We start from the raw sequence: 22,257 nt of genomic DNA on the forward strand, positions 1-22,257 counted from the left end.
GACCCGCAGCAAGCACCATACCGTTGGGCGCGGGTCACGGGGTACAGCGCTTGCTGAGCGCACGCATAAATCGATCGAAGGAGTCGTGCACCATGCGATTTTTTGCGCTCGCAACCGACTACGACAACACGCTCGCCAGCGACGGCCAGGTCGCCGATTCGACGTGGGCCGCACTCGAACGCCTGCGCGCGTCGGGCCGTCACGCGATCCTCGTCAGCGGACGGGAGCTCGACGACCTGCTCGCGATCTGCCCGCGCATCGAGCTGTTTTCGCGCGTGGTCGCGGAAAATGGCGGCGTGCTGTACTGCCCGGCCGATGGCGCGCGCCGTCTGCTCGCACCCGCACCGCCGGAGAATTTCGTCGCGGAGTTACGGCGGCGCGCACCCAACGCTTTCAGCGTCAGCCAGACGTTGGTCGCGACGATGAAGCCCCATGAGCATGTCGCGCTCGATGTGATTCGCGACCTTGGGCTGGAGTTGCGGATCATCTTCAACGGCGACGCGGTGATGATCGTGGCGCCGGGCGTGTCGAAGGCGAGCGGTCTGAGCGCCGCGCTCGCCGATCTCGAACTGTCGCCGCTGAACGTGGCCGGTATCGGCGACGCGGAAAACGACCATGCGCTGCTCGACGCGTGCGGCCTCGCGGCGGCTGTCGCGAACGCGTTGCCGGAGTTGAAGAAGCACGCCGATATCGTGACGGGCGGCGTCGCGGGCGCGGGCGTCGCCGAACTAATCGACGCACTCGTTGCCGACGATTTGCGCAGCATCGCCGACGCGTCGCCGCGCAATCGCATCGTGCTCGGCCCTCGTTGTGATGCGCCGGACAGCGAGCCGCTGTCGTTGCCCGCGTACGGCAGCGTCGTGCTGCTCGTCGGTGAATCGGGCTGCGGCAAGTCCACCGCGACGGCGGGCCTGCTCGAACGGCTCGCGGGCGCGGGCTGCCAGATGTGCATCGTCGATCCTGAAGGCGACTATGACAATGACGATGCGACCTTCGTGCTCGGCGATGCGGGCAATGCACCGTCGATCGACGAGGCGATGCAGTTGCTGCGCCGTCCGGCGCGGCCCGCCATCGCGCTCAATCTGCTGCGGGTGCCGCCGTCGGATCGGCCGCTGTTCTGCGCGAATCTGCTGTTGCAGGTGCAGCGTCTGCGCACGCGCACCGGGCGGCCGCACTGGCTGGTGTTCGAAGAGGCGCATCACGTGTTTCCCGCGCAATGGGCCGGCGCGAACCAGGCGATTCCGGATGCGCTGGAAACGGCGCTCGCGGTCACCGTGTCGCCGGAGCAGTTATCGCCGGTGTTGCTGCAGCAGGTCGGCACGGTGCTCGCGATGGGCGACGGCGCGCATGCGGCCTTGCAGCGCTTTGCTGCGGCAAGTGGACGTGAGCCGCCAGCGTCGAGCGGCGACGGGGCGCAACTGGCCAAAGGCGACGCGCTGTCATGGCGCGTCAGCGCCGCCGCGCCGCCGCAGCTCGTGCGGCTCGGGCCCGGTCGCAAGGAAAAGCGCCGGCATCGTCGCAAGTACGCTGAGGGGCTGCTGATTCCCGAGCGCAGCTTTTACTTTCGCGGCGAGCACAACGCGCTGAACCTGCGCGCGCACAACCTCGTGCTGTTCGTCGAGATTGCCGAGGGTGTCGATGCGGCGACATGGCAGTTTCATCGCCAGCGTGGCGACTATTCGCGCTGGTTCGAACAGCAGATCGGCGACGCGGACCTGGCCGACGAAGCACGCGGCATCGAGCAGGACAGCGCGCTCGATGCCGCGCAAAGCCTCGCGCGCATCCGCGCGGCGATCCACGCGCGTTACACCCAACCGGAGAATCCTTCGCTGCCCGCGGTGTTGACAGGCTCGCCGCAAAGTCGCGACGAGCCCGACTCGCGTCGGTCCGACACGGATCAGCGGCCGTGAGGCGGGGATTGCAACGCGACGCGCGCGCGGCCCGCGCCAGGCACGCGCAATGCGCATCTCCGCTCAAAACGGTCCGATGCAACGGACCGAAGGAGCCGAACATGCGTGTGCAGGCGATAGAGATGGCCGACTTCCTCGTAAGCTGGACCGTCATCAGAGATTCGGAAGGTGCTTTCCAATGGATCGTGCTCGTGACCGAGCGGGGCGGCGGACATGGCACGGTCTTCGAGCGACGCGGGACGTGTGGCCACGTGTCGTGGGGCGACGCGCAGGACATCGCGGCCGAGAATGCGCGCCGCGTCGCGGCCACGCTCGTCGACCCGGGCACGCTCGACAAGACGAAACAGCGGCGCGCGCGGACGCCGGCGGCGCCCGGCGCGAATCGTTGATGCCCGCTTGCGCCGGTCGTTCGCGCATCCGCTATTCATATTGACGCTGCGTCCGTGCCGCGCGACGCGACCTCGGCAGGCTGCGCCGCAACGCGAGCAATAAGGTCGATCCCAGTAGCAGCGTGGCGATCGGAAACGTGCCCGCCGCATTCATCGCAATGTTCATCGGACGCTCTCCGAGCAGCTGCATCCGGCGGCGCGTCATCGCGGCGCCGAGCGACTGCAGTTCGTTTTTCAGCACGCGCTCGGCGTCGGGCAGCAGGATGGTTTCCTCGTCGGCGACGTGATGGGCGACTTCGCGGATCAGTTGAAGAAACAGCCCGTCGTACGCGGCGTTTTCGGGGCCCATTGCACGCAGCTTTGCGATCGTCGCGCGCATCTCGTTGTGCTCGGAACGACTTTTCGTCAGTGTCTCGTCGTTGCCCAGCGCGCGGTCTAGCGCCGGGTAGAAAATTTCTTCCTCCAGTTGCGCGTGGATTTCAAGCGCATCGCACACGCCATTGACGATCGCGCGTTTTCGCCACCACGGCGTGGACGCATGGTATCGGTGCGAAGCGGCGAGCACGTGCATATGGTCGAGGCGGATCATCGACGTAATCGACGGCGACAACGATGAGGCGTCATTGGACATGGCGTTTCTCCACGGAACGGGTGCTCGCGGATACCGCATGCGCCATTCCCGATGCCGACGATCGGTCCATCGGATGCCGGCGCCCGCTAGCGGAGCTCTTTACTGCTCGCAAGGGCGCTCAACGCGGAGTCCGCGGCATCCGCCGCATGGGCGAACAGGTCGTCGACCATTCGGCGCGCCGCGCTATAACCGCCCATCAACGCATCGGCCTCGGTGTCGAATGGCCGTCCGCCGGCAATGTCGAAGCGCAGCGGCGAGAAGGTGGCAACCGCGGCACCCGCCTGATAGATGTGAACCACCGCCGCATAGCGCGTGCGTACCGCCGCGCGCCCGGCGGGGCGCAATGTGAAATCCGCCTCGACGGTCACCTCGATCGTGAACCCGTGGTATTCGTAGGTCCGCATCATCATGTCCTTCGTCGCGTAAGTGTGTGATCGCGCCGGTGCGCGCCGATCATGCGCGACGGCCACGGCGCTCGCTGTGTGCTTCGAGCGTGGCGAGCCGCGCTAGCAGCAGGCGCGCTTGCGGTTGCAGCGCCGGCGGCAGCTCGGCAGTGGCCTCGATGCGCGCGCGCCAGTAAGCGGGCGTTGCAACTACCGTGCCCTGCCAGTCGAGGCGGTCGCGTTTAACGAGTTGTTCGAGGCGCTGGACCATCGTGCTGATGTGCTTCAGTTCGTTGGCGGCGTCGTTATAGTTACGCGCGGCATTCACAGGTTCTCTCCGATTTGTTGTTAGTCGTTGTCGTGAGTCAGCGTTTCGACCATACCGCGTCGCTCGCTCGGCGCGCCTGTACCGCCTCAACGTTTTCGCATCAGAGTCTGGAGCAACGATTCGCCGTGGTTCGTCACGCGCGGACGATGCGCGCCTGACGGTGTGCTTTCGAGCGCGACTAGTTGGCGCTCGAGCAGCGCGTTGAATTCTTCGCGCTCTATATCGGTGTACTCCGGCGATGCCTTCACCAGCATCAAAACCGCAAATTCATGAGGGCTCAGCATGGTCTTTCCTGGAGCGGTCAATTTTTCACGGAACCTACGTTTTTCGCGTTATCGGACAGTAAGTCGTACCGGTCTGTCGACGTGTCGGAAAACGCCGGAATCAGCATACGCCGGCAACCGCAAGAAGGTGCACAGAGGCGTATGTCCGAAACTCTGACATTTCGGACAGCCATGCTGGGACGCGCGGCCCCGCCTTCGCGCGAATTCGAAGAAACCCTTTCGCGACCGATTTGGCGTAGTGTAGTCAATGTGAATGGCGGTTGAAGGAGGGCGCAATGCCTGACGTCCGACGAGGCTGCCCTCGCGCCATCGATGCGCGGGAGCGCGAAAATTCCGCGAGGTGCAATCCGAACCGCGACGCGGCGCGCGCTGCGAAAAACCGTCCCGCGGCGGCGCTGCGCACAGCGCTCGTCATGACATTCGCGATCGCCGCGACGGCCGCGTGCGCGACGCCGCCCGAACCCGGCACCGCGCAGCCTTCGGGTCAACCGGCCTGCAACGTGGCCGGCAAGTTCTGCAACACGTTTTTCGGACCTTGACGATACCCGCGGCAGCGCCTTGAGCGATCACCCGCCCTCGTTGCTGCGCGGGACTTCGCTGCCTATTTCGGCACCGGTCGTCGGATCGCTCGACGGGTCGGAGCGCAGACGCGTGGCCATCGCAGTCACGGCGGTTTCCTGTTGCGCTTCGAGTCCCACCGACGCACTGCCGTCGCCGCCATCCACCGCCGGTTCACCGGTCCGTATCGTGAGACCGGTGCCACTGTTCCACGGTGTGTTGATCACCGCTCCGTCGTGCGACATCTTGTAGTAGACGCTCGCGAATTCCTGTCTCGGCGGCAGCTTGCCCGGCGGGAAACTCGGCGTGATCGCATACAGCGCCTTCTCGAACGACTTCTGATGCGCGACTTCGCGGGTCATCAGAAAGCCCAGCGCCTCGCGCACGCCGGCATCGTCGGTCACGTTGATCAGCCGTTCATAGATGATCTTCGCGCGCGCTTCGGCGGCGATGTTCGAGCGCAGGTCCGCGGTCGGCTCGCCGATCGTGTCGATGTACGCGGCACTCCACGGGACGCCGCCGGAGTTCGTCAGCGGCGGTCCGCCGCCATATAGCACCTGGGTAAGGTGACTGTCGTTGCCCGCGCCGTTGAGCTTGCGATACAGCTCGGCTTGCTGTTCGACCGCTTCGGCGAGTTCCCCCTTCGCGCCGCGATTCAACATCGCGACGATCGAGCCGATGATCTCGAGATGGCTCAGCTCTTCGGTGGCGATGTCGAACAGCATGTCCTTGCGCCCGGGGTCTTCTTCCGCAACGGCCTGCGTGAAGTAGCGCATTGCGGCGGCCAGTTCGCCTTGCGGCCCGCCGAACTGCTCCAGCATCAGATTCGCGAGCCCGGGATTGGTCGTGCCGACGCGAACCGTGTATTGCAGCCGTTTGTTGTGCATGAACATCGTGACCTCCATTGGAGTTGGCACTTGGGTCTTCCATCCGCCGTGCCACGCATGCGGAGCGCCGTCGCGGCTGGACGGCGCGAATCCGTCTGCGCATGCCGCGTTCCTGGCCGGCTCGCATCGCGTCGTCAGCCGACGCGATGGCGTGCGCGGCGGCCGATATCGCCTACCTCGTGCGCACGCTGTGCGTCATCGGCGTGTCCGTGGCCTTCGGCATATGGACAGCCGGCATCGGTTTGAGCAGCATGGTCGCCTGGATAGGCTTGAAGCAGCGGGCGAATGCCCCAGGAACTTGCATGTGAGCGAGGCACTCGACTCAGATAGTCGCGCTGCTACGCGCACGAGCGAGGTAACCAGTCGTCCTACTGCAGGAGGAAAGAAATGCTGACGCAGAAAACCAAGGACATCGTAAAAGCGACGGCCCCGGTTCTGGCCGCGCACGGCTATACGATCATTCAACGTTTCTATAGACGGCTCTTCGAAGCGCATCCCGAACTGAAAAACGTTTTCAACATGGCGCATCAGGAGCAGGGGCAGCAGCAGGAAGCGCTCGCGCGCGCCGTGTACGCGTACGCCGAGAACATCGAGGACCCCGGCAGTCTCGCCGCGGTGCTGCGCAATATCGCCAACAAGCACGCGAGCCTCGACGTGAAAGCGGAGCACTATCCGATCGTCGGCGAACATCTGCTCGGCGCGATCAAGGACGTGCTCGGCGACGCCGCGACCGACGACATCATCTCCGCGTGGGCGCAGGCATACGGCAATCTCGCGGACGTGCTGATGGGCATGGAGTCCGAATTGCGCGAAACGCGCGCGGCGCAGCTAGGCGGCTGGACCGGATGGCGCACGTTCGTCGTCAAGGAGAAGCGGCCCGAGAGCAGCGTGATCACGTCGTTCATCCTCGAACCGACGGATGGACAGCCGGTCGCCAACTTCGAGCCCGGACAGTACATCGGCATTGCCGTCGATGTGCCCGCGCTCGGCCTGCAGCAGATCCGGCAATACAGTTTGTCCGACGTGCCGAATGGGCATAGCTATCGGATCTCGGTCAAGCGCGAGAGCGGCGAGGCCGGGCGGCCGGCGGGCTATGTGTCCTCGCTGCTGCACGATCATGTGAACGTCGGCGACGAGGTGAAGCTGGCAGCGCCATACGGCACGTTCTACATCGATGTCCATGCGAAGACGCCGATCGTGCTGATCAGCGGCGGCGTCGGTCTGACGCCGATGGTCAGCATGTTGAAGCGCGCGATTCAGGACCCGCAGCGGCGCGTGGTGTTCATTCATGGTGCACGCAACGGCGCGGTGCACGCGATGCGCGACCGTCTGCAGCAGACCGCCGCCACCCAGCCGAATTTCCGCGCGATCGTGTTTTATGACGCGCCGCTCGATACCGACGTGCAGGGCCGCGACTACGACAACGCCGGTTTCATCGACCTCGGCAAGCTGCGCGAGGAGATCCTGTTGCCCGACGCCGACTACTACATCTGCGGTCCGGTTCCATTCATGCGGCTACAGCACGACGCATTGAAAAACCTGGACATTCACGAGTCGAAGATTCACTACGAGGTGTTCGGACCGGATCTGTTCGCTGAATGACGCATGCGGCGAGTGCCGCGCAACGGCTGCCGCGGAAGCGTCAAGCGGGAATGGAGTTACCAAGACGGGGAGTGCGGCATGATGGTGCGCGACGCGTTTCGCGTAGAGAACTGTCCGCGACGCAGGACTTACGGACAGACTGCGGTGCGGACCTGTTTCCTATACTCGATTTGTCCTCCGCTTGGACTCGTGGGGACAGCGTTCTCAAATGCGCTTGTGGCGACCATGCCGGTCAAAGGCTGGTCGCTTTTTTTGCGCGCGCAGCCTTCATCGATCCGGCCGCCGCAGCAGCGCGGCCGCGAGCAGGCCGGCGCCGAGCACCAGGTAGACGTTGCCGAGCGAGCGACGCGACAGGTGCGCCTCGAATCCCGGCGTGAGCCGGTTGGGCACCACCTTGTAGTCGACCACATACGCGCTTGCCACCGTCGCGGCGGCGGCTAGCGCGGCGGCCCCGGGCCGTCGTGACGGGACAGGGCCGGCCATCCGGTCAACGAGTTGCTCGAACAGGAATGCCCAGAAGATGGCGGCCGCCTGATGGATCGCGAAGCCGGTCACCGTATGGCGGAAGCTGAAGCCGCGCTCGCGCAACGCGCGTTGCGGCCACATGGAGTGGGTGACCGCATTGATCGGCGCGAGCGGGCTGCCCGATGCGTCCGCGGATGCCGCCGAGGCTGTCGCCGCCGACAGGCACCCGGACAACAGCCCCGATGGGACGGCCCGGCGTAGCGTCGCACGGATGGCCTGATACCACGGCGTACCGATTTTGTACTCGCGCATTTTCATGGCAGCGCTCCAGTGCGGGCGCGCAAACGCACGCCCGATGATCGCGGACAGAGGTATGCGCAAGGAGTAGCATCGCGCGTTCCGCAGGGACGGGGCAGCGCATCGGCCGGGGCCAACTGCGCCGATTCCCTCGCCAGGTCAGAGTCAGTGCCTTAGCTGCAAGTGAAACTACTCGCCGAGTTCACGTCTCCACTCGTGTAGCGGGCCACCTTCGGATAGGCGCACAGCGGACGCGTGCGCCCGGCACCCCAGCTAGTCGGCACTTCGCTATTCGGAATCGCGTTGCTGGTGTCGCGAGCCGTTGCGATGACCTGGTTCGGTGCTTGCCCTTGCTCGACCCATGCCACCATGGGCGTCAGCATGTCGAACTGATCGGCCGTCGGACCGCCGCTGCAGTGGTTCATCCCCGCTACCGTGAAGAGCCGCGCGAAATTGCTTGCGTCTCCGCCACTAGCCGTCGATAGGCGCTGATACCAGTCGGTCGTATCGTTCGACGAGAACACCGGATCGCTCGTTCCGTGATAGACGATCAACTTCGCGCCCCGGCTGCGCAGACCGCTCAGATCGGTCTCGTTCGGCGGGGTCATGAATGACCACGAAGACTCGGAATAGACCCCGCTGGTGGCGAAGATCTTCGGCGCATCATTGTCCATGCTGAAGTTCAGACCGTAGGCACCCATCGAACCGAGGATCGAAGCGCTTTGCGGCGGCGACGTGAATACGAAGGCTGCCGCGGCCGGATCAAGGCTGATGGAATTGCCTTGCTTCCACGCGGCCCAGCCTGATCCGTTGATACCGACGTCATACGGAAAGCTCGCATAGAGCGCCGTGCCGGCGCTATTTTTCGCCCCGGAGAAAATGTTTCCAACCGCCTGCTTTTGAGCCGCCGTAAGACAGCTGCCGTCGCGCCCATTGCTCGAACACGTCGGTACGTCGGTGGCCAGATTGAAGTTCGCCTGGCACGCTTTGATGTCCTGGACCATTCCGTCCGCCACACCATCGAGCGAATCACACTTCGCGATGATCTTCGATGCGATCAGCTGCCTTTCAGTGGTCGTCAAGCCGGTGGTGATATCGGCAATGCCCGACGAGGTCGTCGCGGTCGCGACGGTAGCGAGCTGTTGCGCGCTCCACAACTCCCCGATCGCCGCCTTTGGCAAATGAAAGCCGGGGTCACCCGCAATGATGCCGTCGTAGTCCGCGAAAGATCTGGCTGCCGCCACCATCGCATGACGGCCGCCGTTCGAGCAGCCTTCGAAGTAGCTGCGGTCGGGGCCCTTGCCATAGGCCAACCTGATCACCTGCTTGGCCATCGGCGTGAGCGTAGCGACGGCGTTATAGCCATAGTCGAGACGCGCCTGGGGATCGAGACCGAACAACGGGTTTTGCGACCCGGAATGACCTGCATCCGAACTGATCACGGCGAAGCCCATGTTCAGCGCGTTGTTCAGCGGGCCCCCGCCACTGAGCACTCCCGTCGCCGGCGTCACATTGCCGTCGAGACCACCGTTGGCCTGATAGAAAAAGCGGCCATTCCACGCAATTGGCAGCCGCATTTCAAAACCGATCGCATAAGTCCGGCCGTCAACGGCGCTCGTGCGTTGATTCATTTTTCCTTCGATCACGCAATGTTCGGGGACGGACTTTCCCGCCACCGTGAGCGTTCCGGCCGGCACGTCGGTGACGGAGGTGAAGGTCGTGTTGGCAAACGTCAACCTGGCGGCGAGCGCGGCGCAGTCTCCCGACAGCGTCGCGGGTTGTGCGGCGGAGAGCCGAGGCAATTGCGTCGCACTGGTGGAGAGGGAGTCGGAACCGCCGCCGCAGGCCGCCAGCATCGCGGACACGGCCGATACGCACACAGCAATTGAAGTTCGTTTCATTTTCGACCCGTATCAGAACATGTGTTTGATGCCGACCATCACGCCCGTTTGACCCATGCCCGCGCCCGGCGTGGTCCCGCCACCGCCGCCGCTGACCGAATAGCGCGCCTTCGCACTGTTCGCCAGATACGCTGCCTGCGCGTAGACCGACGAACGCTTGCTCAGCAGATAGGTGGTGCGTAACGTTCCCATCGTGGCGCGGGTATCGTGGTCGCTATTGATGATGCGAAACACTTCGCCATCGAGGAGGAATGCAGGCGTGACCATGTACGAAGCGCCGAGGAAGAACAGGTCCGAACGGATATTGGGTACGGCCGGCGACTGGGTCACTACGCGGCGCCCAATCCAGCCTGCGCCGATCTTCGCGCCTGCGTACTGCGCATAGGCGCTCAGTTGCGTGCGGGCGTCCTTGTCCGCGGCGTTGATCAGCGGTGTCGGCGCGACACCGTCGAAGAAGTTGGCGGCTGCTGTCGCGCCGCCTCGTTGCTCCTCGTACGACGCGGCAGCGCCGAAATATTGCGAGTCGTACTTGAGCATTGCGGACCAGTCGCGGCATTCCGTGGCGTGGCCTGGAACGGAGCCGGTACAGGTTCCCTGTCCCGGCGAGTTGCCGGTACCCGCAGCGTCCCGTCCGAATGAATAACCCACGCCCAACGTAAAGCCTTTGTACGAACCGAGATAGGTGATCGAGTTGTCGGTGCGCGCGTTGGGCACATAGGCATCCAGCGAGCCCATGCCGTAAATGTCCGGACCGATGATGTCGGCGCCCTGGACCGCGAGATAGGTCATCGTGTACTGACGGCCGAACGCGAGCGTCCCATACGGGCTCTTCACGCCGATGAACGCCTGGCGTCCAAACAGCCTGCCGCCCTGTCCGGAACTGCCATCGCGCAGGTTGAAGCCGCTTTCGAGAGTGAACACAGCGCTGTAGCCGCCGCCTAAATCTTCGTTGCCACGCAGCCCCCAGCGCGATGGGAACTCTCCGGTAACGGATGGCATGCGAACGACGCTGTCGCCCTTCGCGTTCGCGTGCGAGACATACTCGATCCCTGTGTCAACGATGCCGTACAACGTGACGCTCGATTGCGCCGAGGCTCCTGCGCTCAGCGCGCAGAGCGCACCGAACATGAGGACGTGAGTCGACTTCAATTGCATGGTGATATCTCCGGACCTGTTGTTTACTTTTTTTTGTTGAGCTGCGGTTGTGGATCTTGGGTACGACCTGGTCTTTCGCTCCGAGCCGGCGCAGCGGCCTGAGCGTGGCAATTAAATATCAGGTAGGCTGATATTATGTTTAAAATTAAGCGCGTCCTGAAAAACGCGCCCGTCCGTCCGTCATGATGTTCCGTATTTGATATCAGGTACCCTGACAACGCAAGCGCGAAGTATTCGGTAGATTCCCCTAGTTCGACGGTGTCTTACATTCCGGCGCGAACCCCTAAGCGCCAAACCCATCGCACCGCCACGTCGGGCGTCACCGCAACATTCCAGCGCCCCGATCGACCCGCACAACCCTGCGTCCGAGTAAGCTTTTAGTCCGTTGGTAGCGCGCATCTTCCATCTCGTAGAGTTGGAGCGGGAATGCAGGATGCGGCGGCCATGGAGCGCCAGGTTGGAAGTGAGGGCGCAGGCTTGCGGGGAATTTCGGCACTGACGCGGGTATTTTTGCAGGCCGTTTCGTGGACGCTGGAGTTATACAAACAACACACGAATCGGCTTGGGCCCAGTAAGGAGCAAAGGATGCTGCCATGAGTAATTTGACTACTAGCGTCGCACGACGCGTCGTATTTGCCATTGCGGGGTTCTGGGTGTACAGCGGCGCCGCCAGCGCTGCTTGCCCGGCATACGTGGAACTGTCTTCCGGCACGGTCTTCGATCTGGCGAAGCTGATTGCAGACAATGGGTCACCGTCGGCGGCGCTGGAAAAAGCTCGCGCCGATCTGGCGCAAGTGAGCCGCGCCGGTGAGTGTTCAGCGATCGAGCAGACCCGTCGTCACGCAGAGTGCGTGGAAATCGTCGAAGCGACCCACAGGGCAGTAGCTGTTTTGGAACGTTGTTCCCGGTAATTCGCCTCGACGCGTGATCCGGTCCGAGCACCGGCATTCGACTACGCTATGGTCCGGCGCACTACGCTTCTCTGGTGTCAAAGATCAGAAGACACCTTCGCGGGAGTTCAAGCTCGGCAATCGTCATACCTCGACGCAAGCCGCGACAAGGCCGAGTTGACGACAGCAGCGAGAACGTACACGCGCAGTGATGTCTTTCTTTTATCAGCGGCGGCGCGGTGCTAGGGTTGAATGTGAAACCAGACCAGACAGGTACGGTTCGCGGAGGCTTAATCATGTTGCGCATGAGCACGCTTGCCGACTATGTCACGGTGATCACGATCACAATGGCACGCGATCCGGACACCGTGGAGAGTATTGGCAGCCTCGCCGATGCACGGCTATCCGCTATTGGCTACGGCAGTCGCCAGGCGGATCACGCTGTTTGACGCAATTGGAGCCGTCTAGACAGCCCGCCAGCGGCTACGCACACGTGATTCCGTGATCGCCCCAAGCGCACGATCCGGCCGCCGCAACGCTGAAAGCGGAGGTCTGCATGAGTTCAAGTGTATCGAGAATCGACGAGCTGATCCGGAGCGAATACCGGCACGGATTCGTGACCGATGTAAAGTCGGATACGTTGCCGCGCGGTGTGTCTGAAGATGTCATCCGCCTGATTTCAGCAAAGAAGAATGAACCCGACTTCATGCTCGCCTGGCGCCTCTCGGCCTACCGGCACTGGCTCACGATGAACGAACCGCATTGGGCATCGGTTGAGCACCCGCCTATCGACTATCAGGACATTGCGTATTATTCGGCGCCGATTGCTCCGAAGGATCGCCCGAAGAGTCTGCAGGATGTCGATCCGGAACTGCTGCGCACGTACGAGAAACTCGGCGTTCCGCTGGAGGAGCGCGAGATGCTCGCGGGCGTCGCGGTGGATGCGGTGTTCGACAGCGTGTCTGTCGCGACGACGTTTCGTGAGAAGCTTGGCGCGCTCGGCATCGTGTTCTGTCCGTTTTCGGAAGCGGTGCAGAGCCATCCTGAACTGGTGCGGCAATACCTCGGCTCAGTGGTGCCGCATACCGACAACTTTTTCGCTGCGCTGAACTCCGCGGTTTTTAGCGACGGGTCGTTCTGCTATATCCCACCCGGCGTGCGTTGCCCGATCGAACTTTCGACGTATTTCCGCATCAACGCGCAGAACACGGGACAGTTCGAGCGAACGCTGATCATCGCGGACAAGGGAGCCTACGTCAGTTATCTGGAGGGTTGTACCGCGCCGATGCGTGACGAGAACCAGTTGCATGCTGCAGTGGTGGAACTGGTCGCGCTGGAGGGTGCGCAAATCCGCTACTCGACGGTGCAGAACTGGTATCCGGGCGATGCGCACGGGCGCGGCGGCATCTATAACTTCGTGACCAAGCGTGGCGATTGCCGTGAAGCGGACTCGAAGATTTCGTGGACTCAGGTCGAAACAGGCTCCGCCATCACGTGGAAATACCCGAGCGTGATCCTGCAAGGCGACAACGCAGTCGGCGAATTCTATTCGGTGGCGCTCACCAACAACTATCAGCAGGCCGACACCGGCACGAAGATGACGCATCTGGGTCGCAATACGCGCAGCACGATCCTGTCGAAGGGCATTTCCGCCGGCCACGGCAGGAACGCCTATCGTGGGCTCGTGAAAATTGCCCGCTCGGCGGAGGACGCGCGCAACTACACACAGTGCGATTCGCTGCTGCTCGGCGATCGCTGCAGTGCACTCACGGTTCCCTATATCGAGGTGAAAAACCCGACCGCGAAGGTCGAGCACGAGGCATCGACGTCGCGCATCGGCGAGGACCAGCTCTTCTATTGCCGACAGCGAGGGCTTTCGGAGGAAGAAGCGGTGTCGATGATCGTCAACGGATTTTGCAGGGAGGTCCTCAAGGAGCTGCCCATGGAGTTCGCCGTCGAAGCACAAAAGCTGCTCGGCGTAAGTCTTGAAGGCAGCACGGGCTGACAGGGACAACGGTCATGCTAGAAATCAGCAAACTGAGCGTTGAAGTAGAAGGCAAGCCGATTCTGCGCGGGGTCGATCTGTGTGTGAACGCTGGCGAGGTGCACGCCATCATGGGCCCGAACGGTTCGGGCAAGAGCACCCTTGCCAACGTGCTGGCGGGCCACCAGCATTACCGCGTAACAGGTGGCAGCGTGCAGTATGGGGGCCGTGACCTGCTCTCGCTCGCGCCGGAAGAGCGTGCACGCGAAGGGCTTTTTCTCGCGTTTCAATATCCTGTCGAAATACCGGGTGTCAGCAACGTGTATCTGCTGAAGGCCGCGTTGAATGCACAGCGCACGCACCGCGGCGACCCCGAACTGGATGCAATGGAATTCCTGCAACTGGTGAAGGAGAAAATGGCGCTCATGCAGATGGACGAAAGCCTGCTGCATCGCGCGGTCAACGAAGGGTTTTCAGGGGGTGAGAAAAAGCGCAACGAGGTGCTGCAGATGGCGGTGCTGGAGCCGCGCCTCGCGATTCTCGACGAAACCGATTCGGGGCTCGATATCGATGCGTTGCAAGTGGTTGCGCGAGGCGTCAATCAGATGCGCGATGCGGACCGCGCAATCGTCCTGGTGACGCACTACCAGCGCTTGCTCGAATACGTCGTGCCTGATTGCGTGCACGTGCTTTCAAAGGGGCGTATTGCGAAATCCGGAACGCGCGAGCTGGCACTTGAACTGGAGCGCAAGGGTTATGGATGGCTCGATGCCGATGCGCCGAATGGGCCGAATTCTGGGGCCACCTAGCCCGTACTAAAACGAGGCGGTCATACGTGATATCGCGAGGAGTAGACGTCAAATGAGTGAACCGACGCTCGAGTACCTCCATCAGGCTTTCCAGACCCTGTCGAGTACGCTGCCCGGCGCGGAACTTCCGTGGTTGCGCAGCGCGAGGCGCCAGGCGTTCGAAAAATTCGAAGGGCTTGGCTTTCCCACAACTCGGCTGGAAGACTGGAAGTACACGAATGTGGCGACCATCGCGAAGCGGGCATGGCATTTCACGTCGCGGCGCAGCGACGACCTGGATATGGAGCGCATCGTCGACGATCTCGTGCCCTACGGGACCGCGGGTCGGCTCGTGTTCGTCAACGGCCGCCATATGCCGAAGCTGTCGCGCATGCCGCCTTTGCCGGACGGCGCATTTGTCGGCAGTCTCACACGTGCCATTCGTGAGATACCGGAGCGGCTGAAAGCCGTCATTGCGCATCAGGCAGCGCCCGATGGCTTCGCGGCCCTGAACACGGCGTTCCTGAGCGACGGTTACGTGGTCCTGCTGCCGCCGGACTGTGCGATCGATGCGCCGCTCGTCATGCTGTTCCTGACCGACGAAGCCGGCCTCGCGATACATCCGTTCAACACGGTACTGGCGGATAGGCGCTCGCGGTGCTCGATCGTCGAGCAGTTTGCCGGTTTCTCCGACGACGCGTATCTGGTCAATTCCGTCACGAGGATCGTGGCGGGCGACGAGGCCGATGTGCAGCATTGCCGCGTCCACCATGAAGCACGCAGCGCGTTCCATATTGCGCATGTCGACGTCTCGCAACAGCGGGCGAGCCGCTTCACGTCGCACTCGTTCGCATTCGGTGGGGCACTCTCGCGTACGCAGATCGACACCCGGCTGCAGGCCGCCGATGCCCGCGCCGAACTGAACGGGCTGTATATCGCGAGCGCGAGGCAGCATGTCGATCATCACACGCGCATCGATCACGAGAAACCGCGCGGAACGAGCCGCGAGCACTACCGCGGGGTGCTCGACGGTGCGTCACATGGCGTCTTCAACGGCAACGTGATCGTGCATCGTCACGCGCAGCAGACCGACACGCATCAGTCGAACTTCAATCTTCTGTTGTCGCGCGATGCGCAGATCGACACGAAGCCGCAACTGGAGATCCATGCCGACGACGTCAAGTGCACGCATGGCGCAACCGTTGGCCAGCTTGACGAGAACCAGTTGTTCTATCTGCGCTCACGCGGCATCGACGAGCGCGTGGCGCGGGCTTTGCTCATCTGGGCGTTTGCGCGCAGCAGTCTGGAGCACGTGCGTATCGAGGCGGTGCGCGACCGACTGACGCAAATGCTGCTCGCGCGCACGCCGGAAGGTGAGCGCATTCGGGGACTGGTATGAAACCGATCGAACCTGTGATGATCCCGGACGAAGACACGGTGGCGCGTTGGCGAAGCGACTTCCCGATTTTTCGCGAGCTCATACACGGCAATCCACTGGTGTATCTCGACAACGGCGCGACTACCCAGAAACCTTCGGCCGTGATCGACGCGCAGCGCGACTACTACGAGCATGCAAATGCGAACGTACATCGCGGCGTGCACGAGTTGTCGCAGCGCGCCACGGACGCGTACGAAGGTGCGCGCGAACGAATTGCGCGCTTCATCAATGCGGCGCGCGCGGAGGAAATCGTCTACGTGCGCGGCACGACGGAAGCGATCAACCTGGTTGCGCAGAGCTATGTGCGTCCTCTTGCGAAGCCCGGCGACGAGATCCTGATCAGCGCGATGGAACATCACTCGAACATCGTGCCGTGGCAACTCGTATGCGAGCAGACGGGCGCGGTGTTGAAGGTCGTGCCGATCGATGACAGCGGCGCGCTCGATGTCGATGCCTACCGGCAGATGATCGCCGAGCGCACGCGCATCGTGGCGATCACGCATGTATCGAACGCGCTCGGTACGATCAACCCGGTCGCGCGGATGATCGAGGCCGCGCACGCGCGCGACGTGCCTGTCCTGATCGACGGCGCGCAGGCGGTTGCACATCTGCCTGTCGACGTGCGCGCGCTCGATTGCGATTTCTATGCGTTCTCCGGGCACAAGGCTTATGGACCGACGGGAATCGGCGTGCTGTACGCCAAGGCGGACAGACTGGAAGCGATGCCGCCGTGGCAGGGCGGTGGCGACATGATCCGCTCGGTGACGTTCGACAAGACCATTTATAACGCCATTCCCTGGAAGTTCGAGGCGGGCACACCGGACATTAGCGGGGCGATTGCGCTCGCGGTGGCGCTCGACTATGTGAATGCAATCGGCCGCGAAACGATCGGCGCACATGAGGCCGCGCTGCTCGCGTATGCGACCGATGCAATGCGTGCGATACCACATCTGCGGCTGATCGGTACCGCAACCGAAAAGGCAGCCATTCTGTCGTTCGTGCTCGACCACGTGCATGCACACGACGTCGGTACGATTCTCGATCAGTACGGCGTCGCGGTGCGCGCCGGCCATCATTGCGCGATGCCCGTCATGCAGCGCTTCGGCGTGCCGGCAACCGTGCGCGCGTCATTCGCGCTGTACAACACGCGAGCCGACGTGGACGCGCTCGTCAAGGCAATGGCGCACGTCCAGGAGGTATTTGGGCAATGAGCAGTCTGCGCGACCTGTACCAGGAAGTGATTTTCGACCACTACCGGAGACCGAGAAACCGTCACCGGCTGCCGGATGCCAATCACAAGGCGGAGGGCTATAACCCGTTGTGCGGAGATCGCATCACGCTGTATCTGCGCATCGAGAATGGCGTCGTGGCGGACGTTGGGTTCGAGGGAGTCGGCTGTGCAATCGCCATCGCATCGGCATCGCTGATGACCGAAGCGCTCAAGGGGCGCACGGAATCGGAAATGGAGGCGCTCTTCGGGGCGTTTCACGACATGATGATGACGGCGCCGCCGGCGGACGCGTCTTCGCACCTCGGCAAGCTCGCGGTGTTCTCGGGTGTGCGGGAATTTCCGGCGCGCGTGAAGTGCGCGACGCTCGCATGGCATACGCTCCATGCAGCGTTGCATGACGTGTGCGGCACCATCTCGACGGAATGATTAGTGGAGGTAGTGAGGTGAACAGGATGAGCGCATTCGACTGGCTGAAACGGGCAGATGGGCCGGAGTCCGGCGACGGCGACCTGCGCTCGCGTGTGATCGACGCGTTGCGTACGGTGTTCGACCCGGAGATTCCCGTGAACATCTACGATCTGGGGCTGGTGTACGGCCTGGAAGTCGACGGCGATACGGGCAACGTGTCCATACGCATGACGCTAACGGCGCCGGGCTGTCCGGTCTCGCAGACCTTTCCGGCGACGATCGAAGATGTCGTCTATTCGGTGGCGGGCGTCAATACGGTACGAGTCGAGCTGGTGTGGGAACCGCCGTGGACGAAAGAGCGGATGTCGGAAGCCGCCCGTCTGCAATTGGGAATGCTTTGACATGACAAACTGGGTCGATGTCGCGGCGATGACGGATTTCCCGCCTGGTTCGGTGCGCAGCGTCGACGTGGACGGCACACAGGTGGCGGTGTTCAATCTTGATGGCGTCTGCTACGCGATCGAAGATACCTGTCCGCACGACGGCGGCATCCTGACGGGCGGTCCCGTCGAGGATGACGAGGTGGTATGTCCTCGTCATGGCGCCCGTTTTTGTATCAGGACCGGCAAGGTGCTGGCTCCGCCGGCCTACGAAGACGTGGCGGTGTTTCCGGTGCGCATCGAGGCTGGAGTCCTGCAGGTGCGCGACGCGCGCGAGGAGGACAGCGCTTCGTGAAAGCATTCAGCAATAGCGCTTGCCAGGGTATGAGCGTTGCTGAACTCGAGGCCGGGCGAGGCCGCGTCAGATTGTCGGCATATGCCGTTTGCTACGTCAACCGTGTGGGCCGGGCCAATGCCGCGGGTCCGTTTTCGATTATTCGTGCGTATAGGCAAGGAGCACGGACAGGCGGCATGCCGTGGCTCGCTCGCCTGCTAGTGACGGAGGTGAAAGATGGACTTCAGAAACCTTATTCCGTGGAATCGCGACAGCAATCTTCCGAGCGCTCATCAACGCGACGATCACCCCATGTTCGCGCTGCATCGCGAAATGAACCGTCTGTTCGACGACTTTTTCCGGGGATTTGAGCTGCCGGCGCGTCTCGGCTCATCGTTTGGGCCGTCTTTTGGCTGGCCGAACATCGAACTCAGCGAAACCGACAAGGAGATCAAGGTCGTAGCTGAACTGCCCGGACTGGAACAGAAGGACGTCGATGTGTCGCTGAACAAGGACGTTCTCACCATCCGCGGTGAAAAGAAGGGATCGTCGGCCGGCGCGGTGTATAGCGAGCGTTGGCAGGGCACTTTCCAGCGCTCCGTACAGCTCAGTCCGGATGCAGACCCTGATAAGGTCACGGCCGACTTTCGCAATGGCGTGCTCACAGTAACTGTTGCAAAACGACCCGACGCGCAGAGCCATGTGCGGCGTATTCCGGTTAATGGCTGATCGCAGCATACGGGCCGCATCCGCGGCCCGCGCGACAGTATTCGGCGGAGGCTCTATGAAAACCGATCAAGTTACCAAGTACCGAGGTTTGCTGATCCGCTCAGTCGTCACTCCCGCGGACAGCGATCGCTATAGGGCGGCAGCCATCGTGACCGACCCGACAGGCGAAACGCGGACGTTGGGCGTCGACGGCGATTTCGCGGAGCCGAACGACGCCCACGTCCAGGCGACGGAACTCGCGATTGCATGGATCGACGGGCGCCACGTTGTGTCCGATCACTACGTGCGCCGGGGATAGATCAGGCGACGCCGGCACCCGTCGAATGCCTGGCTGTTGAATTCGCGGCGCGTATAGCTGCTTTAGCGCTCCGGTTCGCAAGGCGTTGAAATCGCCCCCAGCGTAGAAGAAATTTCGTCGTCGGAGCGCGTGGCAAGGTCCCCGAGGGAAAGGATTCCGATCAGGTGGTCGCTTTGATCCACGACGGGAATCCGGCGGACTTGCGCGTCCGCCATCCTGTCCTTGACGGCCTGGACGTCGTCGTCTTCGTAGCAGCAGCTCGGTTCACCACTGACGATTCCTTCTATCGTTTCCTCGGGCGACGCTCCTAGCGCTACCGCGCGCGTCACGATATCCCGGTCAGTCAGCATGCCCACCACCTCGCCGTCCTCGCAAACGGGTAGCACACCGACATTCAGTTCGGTCATCAATTGTGCAGCTTCTCGTATGGTCAGGCGGGGTCCGATGGACGCTGGATTGCGTGTCATCACTTCTGCAACAGTTGTCATGATCTTCTCCTTCCAGTGGGCCGATGCTGTCTGGCGACAGCCTGTCGAACCGGTCTTTCATCACCGCAATCAGCGGCGCAGCAATCACCGTACCCCCCGATGCCGCAGCCAGGAACGTGACGTGCTAACCCATCATGACGTGACATTTTTGACCAGACGGGGGCACTCATGAGCAATGAAGCCAAAAGCGCTGCATATCCCTACGCATCGGGTGGATGGGGTTCCGTCAAGGCGGTCGCGACGATCCTGCTTCGGGAAAAAGCACCGCTGAAGGATAGCCAGGTTCTGATGCATCAGAACAAGCCCGACGGTTTCATGTGTGTCAGCTGCTCGTGGGCGAAGCCGGCCGATCCGCATACGTTCGAGTTCTGCGAAAGCGGCGCGAAAGCCACTGCGTGGGATCTGACGGCCAAACGCGTAACGCCGGATTTCTTCGAGGTCCACACTGTCAGCGAGCTTGCGAAGTGGCACGATCACGATCTCGAGGAAGCGGGGCGGCTCACCGAGCCGCTGCGCTACGACCCGTCTACCGACCGGTACGTGCCGGTGTCGTGGCAGCAGGCATTCGATGCGATCGGCGCCGAGCTGCGCACGCTCGACCCGGCCAGCGTGGTGTTCTACACGTCGGGCCGTGCATCGCTGGAAACCTCGTACATGCTGCAGCTTTTCGCGCGCATGTACGGCACCAACAATCTGCCCGACAGCTCGAACATGTGCCACGAGAGCACCAGCGTCGGGCTCAAGGAAGCGATTGGCGTTGGCGTCGGCACGGTCTCGCTCGACGACTTCGAGAAGACCGACCTGATGTTCTTCTTCGGCCAGAACGTCGGTACGAATAGCCCGCGCATGCTGCATCAGTTGCAGGACGCGCGTAAACGCGGCGTGCCGATCATCACGTTCAATCCTTTGCGCGAACCGGGGCTGCTGCATTTCGCAAATCCGCAGTCACCGGTCGACATGCTCACACCCACCGATACGCAGATCAGCACGCAATACCATCAGGTGAAGACGGGTGGCGATACCGCCGCGATCCTCGGCATGTGCAAACTCGTGATCGAAGCGGACGATCGCGCGGTCAGTACGGGCGGCGCGCGCGTCGTCGATGTCGATTTCATCCGCGAGCATACGAACGGCTACGAGCAGTTCGCGCAGTACGCGCGCGCGGCGAGCTGGGACGACATCGAACGCGTGAGCGGCTTGCCGCGCGCCGCGCTCGAAGCGGCCGCCGACGAATACATGAAGGCGAACGCGGTGATGATCCACTATGGCATGGGTCTCACGCAGCATCGGATGGGCGTGCAAAACGTGCGCATGCTGTGCAATCTGCTGCTGCTGCGCGGCAATGTCGGCAAGCCGGGCGCGGGGCCCTCGCCGGTGCGCGGCCATTCGAACGTGCAGGGTCAGCGCACGGTCGGCATCACCGAAAAGCCGGAACTCGCGCCCCTCGATCAGTTGGCTAAACAGTTTTCGTTCGAGCCGCCGCGCGAGAAAGGCATGAACATCGTCGAGGCCTTCGAGGCGATGCTCGATGGCAAGGTCAACGCGATGATCAACCTCGGCGGCAACCTCGTGCGCTCGGTGCCCGACCGGGGGCGCACCGAACCGGCGTGGGCCGCGCTCGGGCTGACCGTCAATGTGGCGACCAAGCTCAATCGCAGCCACCTTGTGCACGGCCAGCGCTCGTATCTGCTGCCGTGCCTGAGCCGCATCGAGATCGACCGGCAGGCGGGCGGCGCGCAAGCGGTATCGATGGAAGACAGCACGGCGCACTTTCATGGCTCGCATGGCATGGTCGAACCGGCCGCGCCGACGATCCGCTCGGAGCCGTTCATCGTCGCGGGCATCGCGAAGGCGACCCTCGGCGAGCGCTCCAGCGTCGACTGGGATGCATGGCGCGACGACTATTCGCGGGTACGGCTGGAAATGGCGAAGACGTGGCCCGAGATGTTCGATGATTTCGAGTCACGCATGTGGACACCCGGCGGCGTGATACGGCCGCTGCCCGCGCGCGAGCGCAAGTGGAAGACCAAGAGCGGCAAGGCCGAGTTCATGGTGCCGACTTCGATCGGCGAAGATCCTGACATGCCCGAGCGTGAGCCCGATTCGCTGCGCTTGATGACCCTGCGCAGCGACAGCCAGTTCAACACGACCATTTATGGCCTCGATGACCGCTTCAGAGGCATCAAGGGTTCGCGCATGGTGATCCTGATGAATCCCGCCGACATGGAGAAGCGCGGGCTCGCGCACGGTGACCGCATCGGCCTCGAGACGATCGCGGACGACGGCGTCGAGCGCCGCGTCGACGGGCTGAGCGTGGTGCCGTTCGATGTGCCGCAGGGATGCATCGGCGGCTATTACCCGGAATGCAATCCGCTGCTGCCGCTGTGGCACTACGCGAAAGAGAGCAAGGTGCCGGGGGCCAAATCGATTCCAGTGCGCGTGCTGGCGGCCACGCGGTGAACGGCGCTGACACAAAAAGGCCGGCATCGTTACCTGTGC

The 22,257-nt window shown here is 62.8% G+C and carries 26 protein-coding genes; 17 read left to right on the forward strand and 9 right to left on the reverse strand.

Annotated features, from left to right (window positions below):
- Nucleotides 1-92: 92 nt before the first annotated feature.
- Both QFZ91_RS01215 and QFZ91_RS01220 read left to right on the forward strand, forming a co-directional pair.
- Nucleotides 93-1,910 (forward strand): HAD hydrolase family protein, encoded by a 1,818-nt coding sequence (locus QFZ91_RS01215; RefSeq protein ID WP_429565943.1) that lies wholly within the window; start codon nt 93-95, stop codon nt 1,908-1,910.
- A gap of 101 nt (nt 1,911-2,011) precedes the next feature.
- Nucleotides 2,012-2,299 carry a hypothetical protein gene (locus QFZ91_RS01220; RefSeq protein ID WP_176380489.1) on the forward strand — a complete coding sequence of 96 codons (288 nt, stop codon included), beginning with the start codon at nt 2,012-2,014 and terminating at the stop codon, nt 2,297-2,299.
- A gap of 31 nt (nt 2,300-2,330) precedes the next feature.
- Here QFZ91_RS01220 and QFZ91_RS01225 read toward each other — a convergent pair whose 3' ends face one another.
- The 4 genes from QFZ91_RS01225 to QFZ91_RS01240 all read right to left on the reverse strand — a co-directional run bounded on the left by QFZ91_RS01225 (nt 2,331) and on the right by QFZ91_RS01240 (nt 3,925).
- Entirely contained in the window at nt 2,331-2,930 is a 600-nt protein-coding gene (locus tag QFZ91_RS01225; RefSeq protein ID WP_368599214.1) for a hemerythrin domain-containing protein, read from the reverse strand.
- An 86-nt stretch (nt 2,931-3,016) separates the two neighbouring features.
- A complete protein-coding gene (locus QFZ91_RS01230; protein WP_429565944.1) occupies nt 3,017-3,334 on the reverse strand; it encodes a hypothetical protein in 318 nt (105 codons plus the stop codon).
- Nucleotides 3,335-3,383: 49 nt separating this feature from the next.
- On the reverse strand, nt 3,384-3,641 hold the full coding sequence (locus tag QFZ91_RS01235; protein ID WP_429565945.1) for a hypothetical protein: 258 nt from the start codon (nt 3,639-3,641) through the stop codon (nt 3,384-3,386).
- Nucleotides 3,642-3,727: 86 nt separating this feature from the next.
- Nucleotides 3,728-3,925, reverse strand: a complete 198-nt coding sequence (locus QFZ91_RS01240; RefSeq protein WP_368599217.1) for a hypothetical protein — start codon at nt 3,923-3,925, stop codon at nt 3,728-3,730.
- A 275-nt stretch (nt 3,926-4,200) separates the two neighbouring features.
- Here QFZ91_RS01240 and QFZ91_RS01245 point away from each other — a divergent pair, with 275 nt between their 5' ends.
- Nucleotides 4,201-4,464 (forward strand): hypothetical protein, encoded by a 264-nt coding sequence (locus tag QFZ91_RS01245; protein ID WP_429565946.1) that lies wholly within the window; start codon nt 4,201-4,203, stop codon nt 4,462-4,464.
- Between the two features lie 27 nt (nt 4,465-4,491).
- Here QFZ91_RS01245 and QFZ91_RS01250 read toward each other — a convergent pair whose 3' ends face one another.
- Complete coding sequence (locus QFZ91_RS01250) at nt 4,492-5,376, reverse strand: manganese catalase family protein (RefSeq protein ID WP_176380494.1); 885 nt, start codon at nt 5,374-5,376, stop codon at nt 4,492-4,494.
- A gap of 95 nt (nt 5,377-5,471) precedes the next feature.
- Between QFZ91_RS01250 and QFZ91_RS01255 the strand changes: the two genes are divergently transcribed.
- Nucleotides 5,472-5,678 (forward strand): hypothetical protein, encoded by a 207-nt coding sequence (locus QFZ91_RS01255; RefSeq protein WP_176380435.1) that lies wholly within the window; start codon nt 5,472-5,474, stop codon nt 5,676-5,678.
- Between the two features lie 79 nt (nt 5,679-5,757).
- Nucleotides 5,758-6,972: an NO-inducible flavohemoprotein gene (hmpA, locus tag QFZ91_RS01260; RefSeq protein WP_429565947.1), complete on the forward strand. Its 1,215-nt coding sequence runs from the start codon at nt 5,758-5,760 to the stop codon at nt 6,970-6,972.
- A 267-nt stretch (nt 6,973-7,239) separates the two neighbouring features.
- Here hmpA and QFZ91_RS01265 read toward each other — a convergent pair whose 3' ends face one another.
- From QFZ91_RS01265 to QFZ91_RS01275, 3 genes are all read right to left on the reverse strand, one after another.
- Complete coding sequence (locus QFZ91_RS01265; RefSeq protein WP_429565948.1) at nt 7,240-7,755, reverse strand: hypothetical protein; 516 nt, start codon at nt 7,753-7,755, stop codon at nt 7,240-7,242.
- Between the two features lie 152 nt (nt 7,756-7,907).
- On the reverse strand, nt 7,908-9,635 hold the full coding sequence (locus QFZ91_RS01270; protein ID WP_429565949.1) for a tannase/feruloyl esterase family alpha/beta hydrolase: 1,728 nt from the start codon (nt 9,633-9,635) through the stop codon (nt 7,908-7,910).
- Nucleotides 9,636-9,647: 12 nt separating this feature from the next.
- The gene (locus QFZ91_RS01275) at nt 9,648-10,790 is read right to left on the reverse strand and encodes a porin (RefSeq protein ID WP_429565950.1); all 1,143 of its coding nucleotides are present in this window, start codon (nt 10,788-10,790) and stop codon (nt 9,648-9,650) included.
- Between the two features lie 593 nt (nt 10,791-11,383).
- On the opposite strand from QFZ91_RS01275, the gene QFZ91_RS01280 reads away from it, so the two are divergent.
- The 11 genes from QFZ91_RS01280 to QFZ91_RS01330 all read left to right on the forward strand — a co-directional run bounded on the left by QFZ91_RS01280 (nt 11,384) and on the right by QFZ91_RS01330 (nt 19,270).
- Nucleotides 11,384-11,701, forward strand: coding sequence for a hypothetical protein (locus tag QFZ91_RS01280; RefSeq protein ID WP_429565951.1), 318 nt, complete (start codon nt 11,384-11,386; stop codon nt 11,699-11,701).
- A 275-nt stretch (nt 11,702-11,976) separates the two neighbouring features.
- Nucleotides 11,977-12,129: a hypothetical protein gene (locus QFZ91_RS01285; protein ID WP_176380499.1), complete on the forward strand. Its 153-nt coding sequence runs from the start codon at nt 11,977-11,979 to the stop codon at nt 12,127-12,129.
- A gap of 107 nt (nt 12,130-12,236) precedes the next feature.
- Nucleotides 12,237-13,685 carry a Fe-S cluster assembly protein SufB gene (gene sufB / locus QFZ91_RS01290; RefSeq protein WP_429565952.1) on the forward strand — a complete coding sequence of 483 codons (1,449 nt, stop codon included), beginning with the start codon at nt 12,237-12,239 and terminating at the stop codon, nt 13,683-13,685.
- A gap of 14 nt (nt 13,686-13,699) precedes the next feature.
- The gene (gene sufC, locus QFZ91_RS01295; RefSeq protein ID WP_429565953.1) at nt 13,700-14,473 is read left to right on the forward strand and encodes a Fe-S cluster assembly ATPase SufC; all 774 of its coding nucleotides are present in this window, start codon (nt 13,700-13,702) and stop codon (nt 14,471-14,473) included.
- A 52-nt stretch (nt 14,474-14,525) separates the two neighbouring features.
- Nucleotides 14,526-15,851, forward strand: a complete 1,326-nt coding sequence (gene sufD / locus QFZ91_RS01300; protein WP_429565954.1) for a Fe-S cluster assembly protein SufD — start codon at nt 14,526-14,528, stop codon at nt 15,849-15,851.
- The gene (locus tag QFZ91_RS01305) at nt 15,848-17,101 is read left to right on the forward strand and encodes a SufS family cysteine desulfurase (protein WP_429565955.1); all 1,254 of its coding nucleotides are present in this window, start codon (nt 15,848-15,850) and stop codon (nt 17,099-17,101) included. The genes sufD and QFZ91_RS01305 overlap by 4 nt, the downstream gene beginning before the upstream one ends.
- A complete protein-coding gene (sufU, locus tag QFZ91_RS01310; protein ID WP_429565956.1) occupies nt 17,098-17,547 on the forward strand; it encodes a Fe-S cluster assembly sulfur transfer protein SufU in 450 nt (149 codons plus the stop codon). Before QFZ91_RS01305 ends, sufU begins: the two co-directional genes overlap by 4 nt.
- Before the next feature lie 26 nt (nt 17,548-17,573).
- Entirely contained in the window at nt 17,574-17,930 is a 357-nt protein-coding gene (locus tag QFZ91_RS01315) for an SUF system Fe-S cluster assembly protein (protein ID WP_429565957.1), read from the forward strand.
- Nucleotide 17,931: 1 nt separating this feature from the next.
- Nucleotides 17,932-18,264, forward strand: coding sequence for a Rieske (2Fe-2S) protein (locus tag QFZ91_RS01320; RefSeq protein ID WP_429565958.1), 333 nt, complete (start codon nt 17,932-17,934; stop codon nt 18,262-18,264).
- Between the two features lie 216 nt (nt 18,265-18,480).
- The gene (locus tag QFZ91_RS01325) at nt 18,481-18,972 is read left to right on the forward strand and encodes an Hsp20/alpha crystallin family protein (RefSeq protein WP_176365456.1); all 492 of its coding nucleotides are present in this window, start codon (nt 18,481-18,483) and stop codon (nt 18,970-18,972) included.
- 55 nt (nt 18,973-19,027) lie between these two features.
- A complete protein-coding gene (locus tag QFZ91_RS01330) occupies nt 19,028-19,270 on the forward strand; it encodes a hypothetical protein (protein WP_176365457.1) in 243 nt (80 codons plus the stop codon).
- A gap of 62 nt (nt 19,271-19,332) precedes the next feature.
- Here the strand turns inward: QFZ91_RS01330 and QFZ91_RS01335 are convergent, their stop codons facing one another.
- Complete coding sequence (locus QFZ91_RS01335) at nt 19,333-19,758, reverse strand: CBS domain-containing protein (RefSeq protein WP_429565959.1); 426 nt, start codon at nt 19,756-19,758, stop codon at nt 19,333-19,335.
- Between the two features lie 168 nt (nt 19,759-19,926).
- Between QFZ91_RS01335 and QFZ91_RS01340 the strand changes: the two genes are divergently transcribed.
- Nucleotides 19,927-22,218: an FdhF/YdeP family oxidoreductase gene (locus QFZ91_RS01340; protein ID WP_429565960.1), complete on the forward strand. Its 2,292-nt coding sequence runs from the start codon at nt 19,927-19,929 to the stop codon at nt 22,216-22,218.
- Nucleotides 22,219-22,257: the final 39 nt, after the last annotated feature.

Source organism: Paraburkholderia sp. JPY419 (assembly GCF_050435705.1).
Classification (GTDB): domain Bacteria; phylum Pseudomonadota; class Gammaproteobacteria; order Burkholderiales; family Burkholderiaceae; genus Paraburkholderia; species Paraburkholderia youngii.

What these genes read in the sequence shown, in the direction of transcription:
- QFZ91_RS01285 (WP_176380499.1), top strand. Translation starts at nt 11,977, where the DNA reads ATGTTGCGCATGAGCACGCTTGCCGACTATGTCACGGTGATCACGATC.
- QFZ91_RS01250 (WP_176380494.1), bottom strand. Translation starts at nt 5,376, where the DNA reads ATGTTCATGCACAACAAACGGCTGCAATACACGGTTCGCGTCGGCACG.
- hmpA (WP_429565947.1), top strand. Translation starts at nt 5,758, where the DNA reads ATGCTGACGCAGAAAACCAAGGACATCGTAAAAGCGACGGCCCCGGTT.
- QFZ91_RS01340 (WP_429565960.1), top strand. Translation starts at nt 19,927, where the DNA reads ATGAGCAATGAAGCCAAAAGCGCTGCATATCCCTACGCATCGGGTGGA.
- sufC (WP_429565953.1), top strand. Translation starts at nt 13,700, where the DNA reads ATGCTAGAAATCAGCAAACTGAGCGTTGAAGTAGAAGGCAAGCCGATT.
- QFZ91_RS01325 (WP_176365456.1), top strand. Translation starts at nt 18,481, where the DNA reads ATGGACTTCAGAAACCTTATTCCGTGGAATCGCGACAGCAATCTTCCG.
- QFZ91_RS01280 (WP_429565951.1), top strand. Translation starts at nt 11,384, where the DNA reads ATGAGTAATTTGACTACTAGCGTCGCACGACGCGTCGTATTTGCCATT.
- QFZ91_RS01305 (WP_429565955.1), top strand. Translation starts at nt 15,848, where the DNA reads ATGAAACCGATCGAACCTGTGATGATCCCGGACGAAGACACGGTGGCG.
- QFZ91_RS01330 (WP_176365457.1), top strand. Translation starts at nt 19,028, where the DNA reads ATGAAAACCGATCAAGTTACCAAGTACCGAGGTTTGCTGATCCGCTCA.
- QFZ91_RS01335 (WP_429565959.1), bottom strand. Translation starts at nt 19,758, where the DNA reads ATGACAACTGTTGCAGAAGTGATGACACGCAATCCAGCGTCCATCGGA.
- sufD (WP_429565954.1), top strand. Translation starts at nt 14,526, where the DNA reads ATGAGTGAACCGACGCTCGAGTACCTCCATCAGGCTTTCCAGACCCTG.
- QFZ91_RS01255 (WP_176380435.1), top strand. Translation starts at nt 5,472, where the DNA reads ATGCCGCGTTCCTGGCCGGCTCGCATCGCGTCGTCAGCCGACGCGATG.
- QFZ91_RS01245 (WP_429565946.1), top strand. Translation starts at nt 4,201, where the DNA reads ATGCCTGACGTCCGACGAGGCTGCCCTCGCGCCATCGATGCGCGGGAG.
- QFZ91_RS01240 (WP_368599217.1), bottom strand. Translation starts at nt 3,925, where the DNA reads ATGCTGAGCCCTCATGAATTTGCGGTTTTGATGCTGGTGAAGGCATCG.
- QFZ91_RS01270 (WP_429565949.1), bottom strand. Translation starts at nt 9,635, where the DNA reads ATGAAACGAACTTCAATTGCTGTGTGCGTATCGGCCGTGTCCGCGATG.
- sufB (WP_429565952.1), top strand. Translation starts at nt 12,237, where the DNA reads ATGAGTTCAAGTGTATCGAGAATCGACGAGCTGATCCGGAGCGAATAC.
- QFZ91_RS01220 (WP_176380489.1), top strand. Translation starts at nt 2,012, where the DNA reads ATGCGTGTGCAGGCGATAGAGATGGCCGACTTCCTCGTAAGCTGGACC.
- QFZ91_RS01225 (WP_368599214.1), bottom strand. Translation starts at nt 2,930, where the DNA reads ATGTCCAATGACGCCTCATCGTTGTCGCCGTCGATTACGTCGATGATC.
- sufU (WP_429565956.1), top strand. Translation starts at nt 17,098, where the DNA reads ATGAGCAGTCTGCGCGACCTGTACCAGGAAGTGATTTTCGACCACTAC.
- QFZ91_RS01215 (WP_429565943.1), top strand. Translation starts at nt 93, where the DNA reads ATGCGATTTTTTGCGCTCGCAACCGACTACGACAACACGCTCGCCAGC.
- QFZ91_RS01230 (WP_429565944.1), bottom strand. Translation starts at nt 3,334, where the DNA reads ATGCGGACCTACGAATACCACGGGTTCACGATCGAGGTGACCGTCGAG.
- QFZ91_RS01275 (WP_429565950.1), bottom strand. Translation starts at nt 10,790, where the DNA reads ATGCAATTGAAGTCGACTCACGTCCTCATGTTCGGTGCGCTCTGCGCG.
- QFZ91_RS01265 (WP_429565948.1), bottom strand. Translation starts at nt 7,755, where the DNA reads ATGAAAATGCGCGAGTACAAAATCGGTACGCCGTGGTATCAGGCCATC.
- QFZ91_RS01315 (WP_429565957.1), top strand. Translation starts at nt 17,574, where the DNA reads ATGAGCGCATTCGACTGGCTGAAACGGGCAGATGGGCCGGAGTCCGGC.
- QFZ91_RS01320 (WP_429565958.1), top strand. Translation starts at nt 17,932, where the DNA reads ATGACAAACTGGGTCGATGTCGCGGCGATGACGGATTTCCCGCCTGGT.